11 protein-coding genes are annotated in these 13,163 nt (G+C 42.4%); 6 read left to right on the plus strand and 5 right to left on the minus strand.

The window, feature by feature from the left end:
* Positions 1 to 5: 5 nt before the first annotated feature.
* The gene (locus EGM47_RS15530; RefSeq protein WP_124981756.1) at positions 6 to 1,040 is read right to left on the minus strand and encodes an Omp28-related outer membrane protein; all 1,035 of its coding nucleotides are present in this window, start codon (positions 1,038 to 1,040) and stop codon (positions 6 to 8) included.
* 167 nt (positions 1,041 to 1,207) lie between these two features.
* Here EGM47_RS15530 and EGM47_RS15535 point away from each other — a divergent pair, with 167 nt between their 5' ends.
* Together EGM47_RS15535 and EGM47_RS15540 are read left to right on the plus strand one after the other, a co-directional pair.
* On the plus strand, positions 1,208 to 1,687 hold the full coding sequence (locus tag EGM47_RS15535) for a TlpA family protein disulfide reductase (RefSeq protein ID WP_124981757.1): 480 nt from the start codon (positions 1,208 to 1,210) through the stop codon (positions 1,685 to 1,687).
* 33 nt (positions 1,688 to 1,720) lie between these two features.
* The gene (locus EGM47_RS15540) at positions 1,721 to 3,346 is read left to right on the plus strand and encodes a DUF6029 family protein (protein ID WP_124981758.1); all 1,626 of its coding nucleotides are present in this window, start codon (positions 1,721 to 1,723) and stop codon (positions 3,344 to 3,346) included.
* A gap of 50 nt (positions 3,347 to 3,396) precedes the next feature.
* Here the strand turns inward: EGM47_RS15540 and rsmG are convergent, their stop codons facing one another.
* On the minus strand, positions 3,397 to 4,038 hold the full coding sequence (rsmG, locus tag EGM47_RS15545; protein WP_124981759.1) for a 16S rRNA (guanine(527)-N(7))-methyltransferase RsmG: 642 nt from the start codon (positions 4,036 to 4,038) through the stop codon (positions 3,397 to 3,399).
* 97 nt (positions 4,039 to 4,135) lie between these two features.
* On the opposite strand from rsmG, the gene EGM47_RS15550 reads away from it, so the two are divergent.
* Complete coding sequence (locus EGM47_RS15550; RefSeq protein WP_124981760.1) at positions 4,136 to 5,323, plus strand: pyridoxal phosphate-dependent aminotransferase; 1,188 nt, start codon at positions 4,136 to 4,138, stop codon at positions 5,321 to 5,323.
* Between the two features lie 94 nt (positions 5,324 to 5,417).
* On the opposite strand, the gene EGM47_RS15555 is transcribed toward EGM47_RS15550, so the two are convergent.
* Both EGM47_RS15555 and trkA read right to left on the minus strand, forming a co-directional pair.
* Positions 5,418 to 6,914, minus strand: coding sequence for a TrkH family potassium uptake protein (locus tag EGM47_RS15555; protein ID WP_124981761.1), 1,497 nt, complete (start codon positions 6,912 to 6,914; stop codon positions 5,418 to 5,420).
* Entirely contained in the window at positions 6,914 to 8,272 is a 1,359-nt protein-coding gene (gene trkA / locus EGM47_RS15560) for a Trk system potassium transporter TrkA (protein WP_262707070.1), read from the minus strand. The genes EGM47_RS15555 and trkA overlap by 1 nt, the downstream gene beginning before the upstream one ends.
* Positions 8,273 to 8,427: 155 nt before the next feature.
* On the opposite strand from trkA, the gene ubiE reads away from it, so the two are divergent.
* Both ubiE and porT read left to right on the plus strand, forming a co-directional pair.
* Entirely contained in the window at positions 8,428 to 9,159 is a 732-nt protein-coding gene (gene ubiE, locus EGM47_RS15565) for a bifunctional demethylmenaquinone methyltransferase/2-methoxy-6-polyprenyl-1,4-benzoquinol methylase UbiE (RefSeq protein WP_124981763.1), read from the plus strand.
* A gap of 1 nt (position 9,160) precedes the next feature.
* Complete coding sequence (gene porT, locus EGM47_RS15570; protein WP_124981764.1) at positions 9,161 to 9,862, plus strand: type IX secretion/gliding motility protein PorT/SprT; 702 nt, start codon at positions 9,161 to 9,163, stop codon at positions 9,860 to 9,862.
* Here porT and EGM47_RS15575 read toward each other — a convergent pair.
* Complete coding sequence (locus tag EGM47_RS15575; RefSeq protein WP_124981765.1) at positions 9,849 to 10,577, minus strand: TrmH family RNA methyltransferase; 729 nt, start codon at positions 10,575 to 10,577, stop codon at positions 9,849 to 9,851. The two genes, porT and EGM47_RS15575, sit on opposite strands and share 14 nt — an antisense overlap.
* 28 nt (positions 10,578 to 10,605) lie before the next feature.
* Between EGM47_RS15575 and tamL the strand changes: the two genes are divergently transcribed.
* The gene (gene tamL, locus EGM47_RS15580) at positions 10,606 to 13,158 is read left to right on the plus strand and encodes a translocation and assembly module lipoprotein TamL (protein WP_124981766.1); all 2,553 of its coding nucleotides are present in this window, start codon (positions 10,606 to 10,608) and stop codon (positions 13,156 to 13,158) included.
* Positions 13,159 to 13,163: the final 5 nt, after the last annotated feature.

Genomic DNA, 13,163 nt, shown 5'->3' on the forward strand with positions numbered 1-13,163 from the left:
CTAGCTTAATCAAAATCTTGGTTCACACCGATGGCAGCTCTTTGCACGTTCACAACGCTTCCAGAATCATTGACCACAAAAGCAACGATTTCTGCATTGTTAGCATTTCTCAGACTAGAAACGTTTGCAGAAAGAGTAGTTTCATATACATTCCCTGCGGCTTGTTGATCAGCAGGAATATCATCACCAAACAAGTTAGTAAGATTAGCTCTCAACACGTGATCATGCTCAAAGTTCACTATGGTGGAGGCACCTCCGTAGTTATTCGTGTAATTGGTTTGGTTTTCAGTAAGATTATTCTCCAAAACATATACGACTAATTTCAGATTTTCCTGATCTAAATCAAAACCAGTCTTAACTGTTGTGGTAACAGTTGATCCTGAAACTGAAGAGTTGATGGCCAAACCAACAGGAACAACTTCTTGAAGATAACCAGCTGGCTGAGATAGGTTCATGGCATCACCACTCTGTGCGTTCCAATCTGCACCTCTGTTTAAAATTCCAGTAGGAAATCCACGTACACCGAATTGATTACGCATCTGCCCTTCTCCAGAAAAAGTCATAGAGTCTCCATTATGTATAGCTATACTAATGTATTTATCTCCATTGTCTTGCGCATTGAGGTTTTCAATAGACTGAGACATTCTTGGACACCAGCCGCACCAAGCTCCTGTATAATCTTCAATCAACATTTTTGTAGTATAGGATGGCTCGATTACTTCTACCGTAACGGTATTGGAGGTCTCCGTATCAATAGTCGCCATGATACTTTTGGTTCCTGTACCCACTAGACGGGCAATGTTACCTGTTAAGGCGACGTCATCTACAGTGATTGCAGCTTGCGAAGTTACATCAGTACTTCCTCTAAATACAGTTACTACAACAGAGGTATTGTCGAATACCTGGGACTTATTGACTTCCAGGGTAAGCTCATTATTATTTGAAGACGTATCTCCGTCATCCGTCCCTTCAGAGGAACAGGAAGCAATACTAACGGCTAAAAACAAAGTGAGGATTTTGAAATAATTGGTAATTTTCATAGTTTAGGGTTTTAACATTTAATTATGGATAATGTAAAGATATATATTTTTTTGACATTCAAGTACTAAAATTTATTTTTTTGAATAAATATCTGATTTGCAACTACAAGTATTAAACATAGTTCAGAAAATTAATTATCATTGCACTTCAAAACTATTCCTTTATTATGAAAAATTTAATAATCTTACTTTTCTTGATAACAGCCTGTCAAGTTCATGCCCAGACTGAGCTCCCCGAAGTCAGCCTAAAAAACATTAAGGGTAAAAAAATCAATCTCCAAGAACTATCTAAAGACAAGCCAGTGGTGTTATCTTTTTGGGCCACATGGTGTACTCCTTGCATGCGAGAATTGGATGCCATCAAAGAAGACTACACTGAAAAACAAAATGAGTTTGGTTTTGAACTGGTAGCCATCGCAACAGATGATGCTAGAACCAAGCAGCGAGTAAAAACTGAATCTTTGGGAAGGTCCTGGCCCTATGAAATCCTTCTCGACACTCGTAATGAAATCATTCGAGCCTTAGGGAACCCTCAGATTCCTCTTACTTTGATTGTGAAAAACAACAAGATCGTTTACAGACATTCCAGTTTTACCCCTGGTGCAGAAGACGAACTTTTTGAAGAGTTTCAAAAACACTTGAACTAATTAGTTGTTTTCAACCTAACTATCCAATTTCACATGAAGTATTTTATTTATATGGTGATCATTTGTTGCTTCACCCTCAACCTTTATGGCCAAGACGGAAGCTTTTCAGGTGGTTTTGAATCAAACACACAATGGTACCAGACTGATGAAGGCCTAGGAGTACAAGCACCCCAGGATCAGTTGAGATCCAACAACTATTTTAAGCTCAACTATTCCTACGGGAAATTTACTGTAGGCGCTCAGTATGAAATGTATCAGCCCTCTCCATTGTTGGGATATTTCCCAGGATATGATGATAACGGTATCGCCACCTACTTTGCCAATTTTAGACACAAAAACCTGGACATCACTGCAGGGAATTTCTACGATCAATTCGGTAGTGGTTTAATTTACAGATCTTGGGAAGACCACACCTTAGGAGTAGACAACTCTATAAGAGGTATAAGGGTGAATTATCAATTTACCGATTATCTAGAAGCCACTGGCTTTATAGGTAATCAGCGAACTGGTTTTGAACTTTCCGAAGGAACCGTTCAAGGTCTTAACACAGAATTTGACCTGGGAGGTTTACTCGAGTTAGAAACAAGTATCAATATGGGCGCGAGTTATGTAGGACGCTTTCAAGAATCGACCAGCCCTGATCCCGATTTCCCTGCCACAGTAAATGCCTATAGCTTAAGGTCTGATGTGTTCTTTTCCAGATTGAATGTCGGTATTGAATATGTCTATAAAGAACCTGATGCTTATGTATTAAATGGCACGGTACTCAATGGAAACTACAGCGATGGGCAGGCACTATTGATCAATACTGGATACGCTCTTCCTGGACTCGGAATCAATGCTACTTTTAGAGCTTCGGAAAACATGGGATTCTTTTCTGACCGTGAAGCAGCCGGCAATGCCTTCCTGCAACAAACCATCAATTTTATCCCAGGTTATACTAAACAAAGCAGTTATGCCGTGAGCAATATTTATGTTTATGCACCACAAGCCATACTTTCTCCAATTGAAAATAAGGCAGGTGAAATAGGTGGTCAAATAGATGTGGTATATACTGCTCAACCCGGCACCTGGATTGGTGGTAAAAAAGGAACCACTTTTTCCTTTAATTATTCTAATTGGTCTGGGCTTGACGCCGAATTTGACCTTACGGATAATACTTATGAGGCCTCTTTATTTTCAAGAGGCGAGCGTTATTTTGAAGAATTCAGCCTGGAAGTGTATAAAAAATTCAACGATCACTTTTCTACCAAACTTACTGGTACCCAAACCTATTACAACGGTGTAATCATTGAAGGTTCCTCTTTTGAATTGAATGGTACTGCTATTATCGCCGATTTCCTTTACGATCTTGATCAAGGTCGCAGCATTAGGTTAGATGTTCAACACTTGTCGGCCGATGCCGATAGAGGAAATTGGGCTGCATCTACCTTAGAATATGCTTTCAATACCTCACTCTCCTTATATGTAGCCGACCTGTATAACTATGATGAAACCGATATTCATTACTACTCTGTAGGTGGAAGTTATACCAAAGGACGTACCCGTGTCGCTGTCAACTATGGAAGACAACGTGGCGGACTAATATGTGTAGGTGGTGTGTGTAGGTTTGTTCCAGAAAACACAGGATTTACCTTAAACTTGAGCACTAACTTTTAAAAGTTATAGATCACAATAAATGACGCCATCCTCAGGGATGGCGTTTTTATTTATAATGGTAGATGAACTACTTTCTTTGTTTCAAAAAATGGATCTTCAAAGACCTGATCCAACTCATAAATCTGTGCCTTGGGAAAAGAGGACAACTCTACACTAAGATCTCCACCTTTTAAATATAGGATCCCATTCTTGATCGCGTGATGACTCTCCTTGCGTACTTTATTACGTGTCCATTTGACAAAATCTGGCATATTCGTTACTGCCCTGGAGACGATAAAGTCAAATTTCCCTTTGACTTTTTCTGCTCGTCCATGTTCAGTAGTCACATTGGTTAATCCCAATGCTTCTACGACTGCATCTACCACTTTTATTTTCTTCCCAATTGCATCAATTAAGTGAAAGCTGGTTTTGGGAAACATGATAGCCAGTGGAATACCCGGAAAACCTCCACCAGTGCCGACATCCATCACGCGAGTTCCACCAGGTTTATTGGGTAAGCTTTCGCGAAAGCGAACTACAGAAACGATCCCCAAAGAATGAAGGATATGTCGGGTGTACAACTCGTCAATATCCTTACGGGAAATCACATTGATCTGGGCATTCCATTCCTGATATAAATCACCCAACTGGGCAAATTGCTCCTCCTGCTCACTGGTGATGTGCGGAAAGTGTTCTTTGATGATCTGATGCACGCTTTTTACTTTTTTACAAAAATAAAGGATTAATTCGCTACACAGTCCATGGTTAATTGGGCAGTTATGATATTTTTGTAGCTTAATCAACTTTATTATGGACCAACGACTCTCTGAACGCATCAATAACCTGCCCACCAGCGCTACGCTAGCAATGGCCGCCAAGGCTCGTGAACTCAAGGAACAAGGAAAAGATATAATCGGATTGAGTCTGGGTGAACCTGATTTCAACACCCCTGATTTTGTCAAGGACGCCGCGATCCAGGCCATTAACGATAATTACAACAGTTATACACCTGTAGATGGCTATGCCGAATTAAAAGATGCTATCATTCATAAATTTAAGCGCGACAACCAACTCACCTATGACCGCAGTCAGATCGTTGTATCCACTGGAGCTAAGCAATCCATCGCCAATGTGGCCATGGTTTTATTGAACAAAGGTGATGAATGTATATTGCCTGCACCTTACTGGGTGAGCTACTCAGCGATCGTAGAGCTGGCTGAAGGTGTTCCCGTGGAGGTCCGTGCGGGAGTTGAGCAAAATTTTAAGATTACGCCAGCACAACTCAGGGATGCCATCACCCCAAAAACAAAAATGATGCTGTTTTCCTCTCCCAATAATCCCTCAGGGAGCCTTTACAGCGAGGAAGAATTACGTGGCCTTGCTGAAGTTTTAAAAGAATATCCAGACATTATAATAGTCAGCGACGAGATTTACGAACACATCAATTATGTGGGAAAACACGCCAGCATGGCGGCCATCCCAGAGATGTATGACCGTACGGTGACAATTAACGGCGTGAGTAAGGCCTTTGCCATGACCGGATGGCGTGTTGGATATATTGGCGCACCTACATGGATAGCAAGAGCTTGTAATAAAATGCAAGGACAAATCACCAGCGGAACCAATTGTATTGCCCAGCGTGCGGTCATCACGGCTTTAGAAGCACCAGTTTCCAAGATCCAGTTCATGATTGATGCCTTTGCAGAACGCAGGGACCTTATTCTTTCCTTACTCGCAGAGATCAATGGTTTTATTACCGATACACCTGAAGGTGCTTTTTACGTTTTTCCAGATATTTCAGCTTGGTTTGGCAAGGAAGTTAGAGGTCACAAGATCTATAATGCGACCGACTTTTCATTAATGATTCTGGAAGAGGCCAACGTCGCTACCGTATCTGGTGATGCCTTTGGAGCTCCCAATTGTATCCGCATTTCTTATGCAGCCAGTACAGACCAGATCAAGGAAGCTATGAAAAGGATCAAGGAAGTTTTGCAATAGATCTTCTGTTTTAACAGAGATCAAATTGCAATTCATGCCACTTTAAAATGGACCAGGTATTCTTTAATTTCAAAAGAATACCAAGAAAATCGGATCATCGATTTCTCCAGAAGAATGGTGTCAACAGGATCAGTACGGTAAAGAGTTCGAGTCGGCCGATCAGCATCAAAAAGCTACACCACCATTTGCCAATCTGGGGAAGACCGGCAAAATTATCTACGGGGGACAGGTCACCAAAAGCTGGCCCAACATTTCCAAGGCTGCTCAACGCACCTCCTATTGCTGTGTCAAAATCTAGCCCCAGGGCCGCCAGGCCTACTGCGCCTACAATAAAGGAAAGCATGTAAAGAATAAAGAAACCCAGGATGTTGAATACGATACCGCTCTGTAAGGCTTTTCCATTATACCTCACGGGTAGCACAGCGTTGGGATGCAGTGTACGCTTAAATTCCATGATTCCGTTGCGTATCAAAATAATATGCCGCATCACCTTGACCCCACCAGAAGTCGAACCAGCACTACCACCCAAGAAAAACAATCCAAAAAACATGATCGTAAGAAACGGCGTCCATAAGGTATAGTCTGCTGTCACAAAACCTGTGGTGGTGATAATAGCCAACACCTGAAAAAAGCTGTGTCGTAACGCACTTTCTGCCTCACCTAATACCTTGGGATGCGCAATCGAACTTATGGAAGTATCGGCCTGAAAGTAGATCAATAAAGCTCCGATCAGCGAAAACCCGATGACAAAACTCACGTACCATTTGAACTCTGTATCACCGATGATTTTACTAAAACGGCCTTTGAAGCCAAAATAGCTCAATACAAAATTCATTCCTGCGATAAACATAAAAACAATGATGATCCATTGGATGGCAGGATTGTCGTTCCAATAGGCAATGCTCGCATTTTTGGTGGAAAAACCTCCAGTGGAAAGTGTACTTAAGGCATGGTTGACTGCATCAAACCAGCCCATACCGGCCAGTTTTAATAGGATAGTTTCAATACCCGTGTAACCCACATAGATCAGCCATAATCTTTTTGCAGTATCTGTAATACGCGGATGCAACTTGTCGGCACTGGGACCTGGAGCCTCGGCAGCAAACAACTGCATTCCCCCGATTCCCAAAAGCGGCAGAATCGCAACGGCCAAGACGATGATTCCCATTCCACCGATCCAATGTGTTAAACTGCGCCAGAACAAAATACCTTTAGGCATGATCTCAATATCGTTCATGATACTAGCACCCGTCGTAGTGAAACCGCTCATGGTTTCAAAAAACGCATCTGTATAGGTGGAAATAGCTCCAGTAAACATGTATGGCATGGTACCGGCAAAGGCCATGATCAACCAGCCCATGGTCACAATCAAATATCCTTCCTTGCGGCCCAATTCCTTGACGTGGTTTCTTGTCAGATACATTACTACTGCTCCAGATGCTATAGCTACTCCTGCAGCCATCAGAATATCGTAACCTTCCGACTCTTGATAAATAGCACTCACCAATGCACAGAGGGACATAAAACCACCATTAAATAGCAGCAACAATCCCATGATATAGATAATGATCTTATAATTGAGTCTGGGCATTATAAAAAGAGTTTTTCAACCTTGGCTATGGATCTGGGCAGGCAGCATACAACCACACGGTCACCGGCCTCAATTTTAAAGTTACCCAGTACTATGTTCCCCACACCTTGTCTTATCACACCACCGATGATTGCACTACGCGGCACTCCGGCACTGGCGATCGTTTTATTACAGACTGCACTTTCTGGTTTAACGATAAATTCCAACAGTTCTGCATTCATGTTATTCAGTTTGGTCATGGCGACCACTTCACCCTTACGTACGTATCTAAAGATATTATTGGCCGCAAGCAGTTTTTTATTGATCAGTGTATCTATCCCAATACTGTGTGATAACTGAAAATAATCCATGTTTTCCACCAGCGAAATTGTTTTCTTTACGCTTTTGCTTTTGGCCATTAAACAGGAAATGATATTGGTCTCGCTGTTTCCAGTCACAGCAATAAAGGCATCCATCTCATGTATACTTTCTTCTTGGAGAAGTTCCACATTGCGACCATCACCATTTAAAACCAATACATTGGGCAATAGGTCAGCCAGATCAAAGGCTTTTTTGGCATCTTTTTCTATGAGCTTCACATTCACCCCAGCCTTAGAGAGCTGGTCTGCACTTTGTCGACCAATGTTGCTTCCTCCCAGAATCATCACATTTTTCATGGCATGTTTGGTCTTACCGGTCAGCTTATACAGCTCGTCTACTCCGCCTGCCGTCGTAATGAAATACACTTGATCTCCCTCCTTAAACTGGGTATCCCCTCTAGGGATCAAAGTATATTGAGTACCGAATCGTTGGATTGCGATGGGCATGAAATGAATTTCAGGGAAAATCTCTCCCGCCTGTTGCACCGTTTTCCCAACAAACTGGGCGGTACGTTGTAGGTTCACACCTACCATGGTCAGTGCACCATCTTCAAACTCATAACTGTCGTTAAAAGCACTTTGGTTGAGCAACAGTTCGATTTCCTTACTGGCCAACGACTCTGGCGAGATCAATTCGTCAATTCCGAAACCTGAAAATCCTATCTGTTCCTGATGATCTAAAAATTCGGTATTGGTAATTCTAGCCACTGTACGTTTGGCTCCCAACTGCTTGGCCAATACGGATATGGTGATATTGGTGGTTTCACTACTCGTAACCGCAATTACCAGATCTGCCTCATCCACCCTGGCATCTTGAAGAATTTTAATGGAAGTGGAGTCTCCCTTAAGGGTTCTGATATCCAAATGTGTATCTGCATAATGTAGATTTTCAGCAATTGGATCAATCAGTGTAATGTCTTGTGATTCATAGGAGAGTAGTTTGGCTAAATGAAAGCCTACTTCTCCAGCTCCTGCGATAAGGATTTTCATACAATCGATTCTGTGGAAGCTCAAAGATACTGGAATGAGCGCTATTTCTTAAAACTTGCGATAGATTTTACGAACATGATGTTATTGTTTCCGCTTTCGCGAAAGCGAAATACCCACAAGCTCCTCGGTCTGCCTTATCTTTGCAATCCCAAAAACCTACAATCGTGGCTGAAGAAGTTAAACCATACAACGAAGATTCTGGAAAGAAAGAACAGGTGACCAAAATGTTTGACACCATCAGCGGTGAATACGATGGCCTAAATCGTATGATTTCATTGGGACTGGACCAGAAATGGAGAGACAACGTAGTTAAAATGGTAGCTGCACATCAACCAGAAACCATCATGGATATCGCTACCGGGACTGGCGATCTGGTCATTAAGATGGCAGAACAAACGCAAGCCAGTCAACTAATTGGCCTGGACATTTCCTCTGGTATGTTGGAAATAGGAAAACTGAAGGTTCAGAAGGAAGGATTGGAAGACCGGGTAAAAATGGTATTGGGAGATTCTGAAAATCTTCAATTTGAAGATAACAGCATTGATGCGGTCACCGTTTCTTACGGTGTACGCAATTTTGAAGATCTGGAAAAAGGCCTGGGAGAGATCCTTAGGGTATTAAAACCAGGCGGAATTCTTGTGGTACTGGAAACCAGCGTTCCTGATAAATTCCCTTTTAAGCAAGGTTATTACGTTTACTCCAATTTGATCGTTCCTACCCTAGGCAAACTATTTTCCAAGGACAAAACCGCTTACGGTTACCTATCTAAAAGCGCTTCTAAATTCCCATACGGGGAAAGATTCAACAATATTTTGACCAAAGTTGGGTTTAAAGAAGTACAAAACGAATTACAATTTCATGGTGCCTCCACCATATACAAAGCAGTAAAAGCATAATATGAGGTTATTCATTCTCATTTTGGTTGCCGCATTTGGGGTGCAGACCGCAAACGCGCAATTATTTTCAAAAGAAAAAATTAAAAACCTGGAGAATTTTGACAAGAAATTTTTGTCATGGGGATATTACCTTGGTTTCAACTCCTATGACTATAAATTTGATTACAATGAGATCACCGAAGAGGTGGAAACCGAGACTTCCATAGGTTTTAATGTAGGGCTGGTAGGCGATATGCGCATCAACAATTACCTCAACATCAGATTGGAGCCTGGGATCAATTTTGCCACTAGAAACCTGACTTTTCCAGATCCGTCATTAATGACAGAAGCTCAACGCCAGCGGGAAGTAACCTCGACTTATATTCATGTTCCATTGTTGTTGAAATTTTCCACCAAGCGGTTGAACAATTGGAAGCCCTTTGTGGTCGGCGGAGTCTCTTGGTCCCACAACCTGTCTAGTAATGAGGAAAATCCTGACGACAACCTTGCCGGTCAGTTCCGTCAAAAAACCAATGTTTTGAATTATGAATTAGGATTGGGGGTGGACCTTTATTTGTTTTATTTCAAATTCACGCCTTCCATCAGAGGGGTATTTGCTTTGGGGGATGAACTCGTTCGCGATGCCGATCCAAACAGTCCTTACACCGGAAATATTTCCAGCATGCAATCGAGGGGAGTATTTATCAATTTTACCTTCCAATAGGCCGCATCCATTCTCCCAGAAGTATTGCGGTGGCCATGGCGACATTGAGGCTTTCGGTATCCTTTTTATCGCCGTATTGCGGTATACTCAAGGCCGTACCCATTTCCAAAATACTTGAACGGATACCTCGGGACTCATTTCCCACAATAATCATGGCGTCGTCAGGCAGTGGTTCTTCATATAAGCTCTGACCTTCCATGGTAGATGGAAACAACGCCAGTTTGGTCTGCCGACAAAAAACTTCAAGATCCGTATAGTGCAGGTGTACGCGACCTAGTGATGCCATACTGGCCTGTACACATTTTGGGTTATAAGCATCTACGGTTTCCTTACTGCAAACCAAATGTTGAATCCCAAACCAATCGGCCAGACGGATGATGGTCCCAAAGTTTCCAGGATCCTTGATATCGTCCAGACCCAAAATTTTTCCTTCTTGAGGAATTTCTGTTTCTGCTGGTATTTCAAAAACAGCCAGATAGCCGGGTGCAGTCTTCAGGAAAGAAATGCTATCCATCTCTTTTTGGGTGATCACTTCAGGCTTCAAGTCATTCAATTCACTCTGCCCTGGCGTACAAAAAATATCCTTGACAATAAGATGGCATTGAGCCAGTTCTCTTATAGATTTGTAGCCCTCTACCACAAAGAGTCCGTGCGCTTCCCGATTCTTTTTTCTGGACAGCGATTTGATGAGCTTTATCGTGGCTTTGGTAATCATATATAATTGTATTTTTGAACTTTTGACTATGGGAAAAACGGGACTTTATGCAAAAATAGGTTTATTTACCTTGCTTGTATGGCTCATTGTTTCCTGTAATGCGATCAAACGAGTTCCTGACGGCAAGTTATTGCTCATGGAAAACCGAATAAAGGTCGATAGTTTAGAACCTGAAGATCCTAGGGTAGCTACTCTCCCATTACAACAGCCTAATCAGCGACTTTTAGGGGTTCCATTGAGGTTACACATTTACAACCTGGCGCGCCCTCACCGCGATTCCATTTACCTCAAATGGATGCAGGAACACCCTAATCAATTAAAGCGAAGGAACAAATTACTTTCTGAAAAACAGACCATTAAGTTGGGTGAAGGGCTCACCGGCATCAATCGTTGGATCAAACGCACCGGTGAAGAACCCAGTATCATCGACCCTGCTTTAATCACAAAATCTGAAGAACGACTCAAGGCCTGGTATTGGAACCAAGGTTATTTCAATACTGAGATCAGTTCTGAAGTGGTCGAAGAAGAATGGGATAAACGCGCGCGGGTAGAATACACCATCACACGCCATAAACCCTACATCGTGGACAGTCTCAACGTGCAGATCAGCTCTCCAGCCATTGATTCACTGTACAGGCTCACCCAATCTGAAAGTATTTTGGAAAACGGAAAGCAATATTTTACGCCAGATATCAACGCAGAACGCGAACGCTTAAATTCCTATTTCCGGAACCATGGTGCCTTTCATATGGAAAAGGAGAAGATCAGATTTGAAGGAGACACCGTAAATACCAATCATAAAGCCAATATCACTATGATCATTGGGGATCGTGAGATTGAGGTTGCCGATTCTGTCGTACTCAAACCCTACCAAATCCATCGCATCAGTCAGGTCAATATCATACCCGAATATCAAAACGCGCTGGGCAGCCTCGCCGCCGATACCACCCAGTACAAAGATTACCAGATCATCCGGTATGGCAAACGCAAATACCGTAGTAAAACCCTTACCGATGCTGTTTTCTTTCATAAAGGAGATGTATATAGAGACCTTGATCGTGACCGCACCTACAGACGTATCACTGAACTGCGCAGCTTTCTTTATCCCAGTATCAGGTATGAGAAAGATCCAGCAGACTCTACTGGAACGGATTTAATTGCCAACGTGCTACTTACCTCCAAAAAGAAATTTGAATTCACCTATGGAGTCGAGGGTACCCACAGTAATATCCAGACCATCGGTGTAGGTTTGAACACCGCCTTGCTCATACGCAATCTATTTAAGGGAAGCGAATTACTGGACATCTCCTTCAGGGGAAATATAGGCGCGAGTTCCAATGCCGCCAACGGTGACAGTCGTTTCTTTGACCTACAAGAATTAGGTGCAGATATCAGGTTAAGTTTCCCCAGGTTATTTTCACCTATCAATCTAGACCGATTGATCCCCAAATACATGTCACCATCCTCAGACCTGTCCGTAGGATTTTTCAGCCAGACGAATATTGGACTGGATAAACAGAGTCTGAATGGAGCCTTGACCTATAACTGGAGGCAGACGCCTATCAAAAGTACCCGGGTAGATTTAGTCAACGCACAATACGTGCGCAACCTGGATCCAAATAACTTTTTTAACGTCTTCCGTAGCAGTTATGGTAGTCTCAATGACATTGCTCAAGACCTTAACCTTATGGATCCCACTTATGTTAATGATAACAACAACTTAAGTATTCCGGACGGGACCCAAAATTTTATTGTTGACGCTATTGACGGTACATTGCCCGTGACCGCTGAGCAAAGGGAGATCGTCAGAAACATTAGAGAAAGACGGGAGAGACTTTCCCAAAACAACCTGATCATCTCTTCCAGTTACAGCTGGACCAGGAACAATCGAGCCGGTATTTATGATGAAGATTTTTCCAGGTTTAACATACGTTTAGAAGCCGCGGGTAATGTACTTTCTGGAGTTTCCAGTCTGGTGGGTGTAGAGAAAAACAGCAATGGAAATCGGCGGGTGTTTGGAGTAGAATACAGCCAATACTTCAAAACCGAAATTGACTACATTAAACATTGGGAGTATACTAACAAACATGTATTTGCCATCAGGACTTACGGTGGCGTTGCCATTCCTTACGGAAATGCAGACAACATACCCTTTATACGGTCCTTTTTTGCAGGAGGACCTAACGATAATAGAGCTTGGCAGGCCTATGAATTAGGTCCAGGAAGAACGGGAGGACTGAACGATTTCAATGTGGCAAATATGAAATTAGCTTTTAATGCTGAATATAGATTTCCGCTTTTTGGAGCAATAAAGGGAGCCATATTTGCTGATGCGGGAAATATTTGGAATGTACTAGACAGTGAGGATGATCCAGATGCTATCTTCAACGGTGTGAAGGATCTTGAATTCCTGGCCTTGGGTACCGGCGCCGGTCTGAGATATGACTTTGGTTTCTTTGTCCTAAGATTGGACATGGGCTTAAAAACTTATAATCCAGCTTTGGAGGAAGGTCGCCGTTGGCTGACCGAATTTAAACTGCCGAAATCTGTCCTAAACGTCGGAATCAACTATCCTTTCTGATTCGG

It is taken from the genome of Nonlabens xiamenensis (genome assembly GCF_003865345.1).
GTDB lineage: Bacteria > Bacteroidota > Bacteroidia > Flavobacteriales > Flavobacteriaceae > Nonlabens > Nonlabens xiamenensis.